The following is a 1986-nucleotide window of genomic DNA, read 5'->3' as shown; positions in this document are numbered from 1 at the left end:
ATAAAGGGCTTTCAGACTATCGGTTAGTTGAATCAGGGATGCTGGTTTCATGCGAGTTCCTCACTCTGAGGATTTTCCCATTATTATAGGATCAATCATTCTCTGTAATTCTCTAAAGTATGACGTAATGATAAATGTAGATCGTCTCGTCTGGACATCCTTATAAACCCTGCTTAAGAGGTTCGTTTACTATTTTACTACAGTTCGCCCTAATTCGGATTTATTATGACCGAAAAAGCGGTAAGGTGGGCAATGGCCACCCTACTATTTCTATTTTCGCTTGGTCAGGCTAGAGACTAACCCTAATCCTCCTAATCCTAACAAGGCAACAACAGAACTCAGTGCAGATCTGGTAGGGTGCGTTCCCTCATGCAAGTCCTACCGCTGCAGCGATCAATTTTGGGGAACGCACCACGATCATTGATTCAAGTAAATGATAATAATCTAAAAACGTCTAGGCACAGCGACGGACGGGAGTGCGATCGGATGTAGACAAATATGGGGGTATTTTACCTTCTCAGCGTTGGGGTTATTGGCTCTCGACCTGATATTATCGATAGTCAGGAGCAGGCAAGCAAATTGCGCCATGAAGCTGAAACCCGTGAGCGGGCTTGGCAGTAAATGTACCTTGTCGATGATGCTGAGGAACCAGCAAAAGGTTCGTAAGAACCTACAGCTTGTAGCACCGTTATCTGTAAATATTCTCGTTTTCAAGGTTTAATTGGGCAATAGCTCCATCAATTAAATCACAGCCCTCCCCCAGGGATTCGATCCGCGAAAACCGCTCGCGCCAAACCGCCGCACCAGTAAAATCCTGACAATACCAAGCCAGATGTTTCCGCGCTTGCCAAATACCGCGTTGTCCCTTGTATAGCCATAGCCCCTGTAAATGCTCTTTAGCTAGGCTTAACAGGTCAATAGAGGTGGGTTTCGGCAACTTTTTGCCTGTTTTGAGGTAATAATCGATTTCCCCCACCAAATAGGGATAACCGAGGGTTCCCCGCGAACACATCACCCCATCGGCCCGGGTAAATTCCAAACAATTAATCGCCGCTTCCACAGAAACAATATCGCCATTAGCGATGACAGGAATCGATAAAACCTCCTTCACCCGTTTAATCCATTGCCAATCGGCTGGCCCATGATAACCCTGTTCCCTAGTGCGTGCGTGCAGGGTCAACATTTGCGCTCCCGCATCTTCCAAACGACGGGCAAAATCGATAATATTAATCTCCTGAGCGTTCCATCCCAAGCGAGTTTTCACTGTTACCGGCACCGATACCGCTCTCACCACTTCCCTAACAATTTGCCCGGCAATTTCTGGCTGTCGTAAAAGCGAAGAACCGCCGCCTTTTTTAGTAATTTTATTAACTGGACAACCCATATTAATATCGATGGTCATCGCTCCTTCTTTAACCGCTTTTTCCGCCGCCACAGCCATAAAATCGGGACGGCAATCAAATAACTGCATACTAATTGGTTGTTCTTTGTCCCCGATAACCATCAATTGCGGTAACTCTTGCAGCTGGGAGATTTCTGTCGCGTTGACCATCTCCGTATAGAGCATGGAATCGGGAGCAAAGCGTCTCACCAAGCGCCGAAAAACTAAATCCGTGACACCGGATAAAGGTGATTGCAAGACCCGGCTATGCACTTCTAAGTTACCGATTTTGAGAGGGGATGAGTAGATAGCCATAGAACCAGTTAAAAAATCAACAGCCAACACCAGCAAACCGAACAATTAGGGGATAGTTCCGTCACTGTTAGCATTTTGCCAACCCCTAATATATGGTTAACCGTCATCGAAAATTTTGGGTCTGAAACCCCGTCGTTCTACGACGGCTTTACCGTCAAATATTAGCACATTTACACGATATATGCTAGAATGCGGGATATGGAAAAAGCCTATTCGTTTCGATTTTACCCGACACCAGAACAAGAGTCGCTATTGCGGCGCACATTGGGCTGTGTAAGATTAGTTTACAA

Annotated in this window: 2 protein-coding genes; one reads left to right on the top strand and one right to left on the bottom strand. The window is 45.9% G+C overall.

All coding sequences use genetic code 11. The annotated features are described in order from the left end of the window. Positions 1 to 688: 688 nt before the first annotated feature. A complete protein-coding gene (gene dusB, locus H6G48_RS00980) occupies positions 689 to 1696 on the bottom strand; it encodes a tRNA dihydrouridine synthase DusB (RefSeq protein ID WP_190718210.1) in 1008 nt (335 codons plus the stop codon). A 198-nt stretch (positions 1697 to 1894) separates the two neighbouring features. Here dusB and H6G48_RS00975 point away from each other — a divergent pair. Then, positions 1895 to 1986: helix-turn-helix domain-containing protein (locus H6G48_RS00975; RefSeq protein WP_190718206.1), on the top strand; the 92-nt coding region annotated here is incomplete at its 3' end.

This window comes from Microcystis flos-aquae FACHB-1344, from assembly GCF_014698375.1.
Taxonomy (GTDB): Bacteria; Cyanobacteriota; Cyanobacteriia; order Cyanobacteriales; family Microcystaceae; genus Microcystis; species Microcystis aeruginosa.
This window is presented reverse-complemented; position numbering and strand designations above follow the sequence as displayed.

What these genes read in the sequence shown, in the direction of transcription:
- dusB (WP_190718210.1), bottom strand. Translation starts at nt 1,696, where the DNA reads ATGGCTATCTACTCATCCCCTCTCAAAATCGGTAACTTAGAAGTGCAT.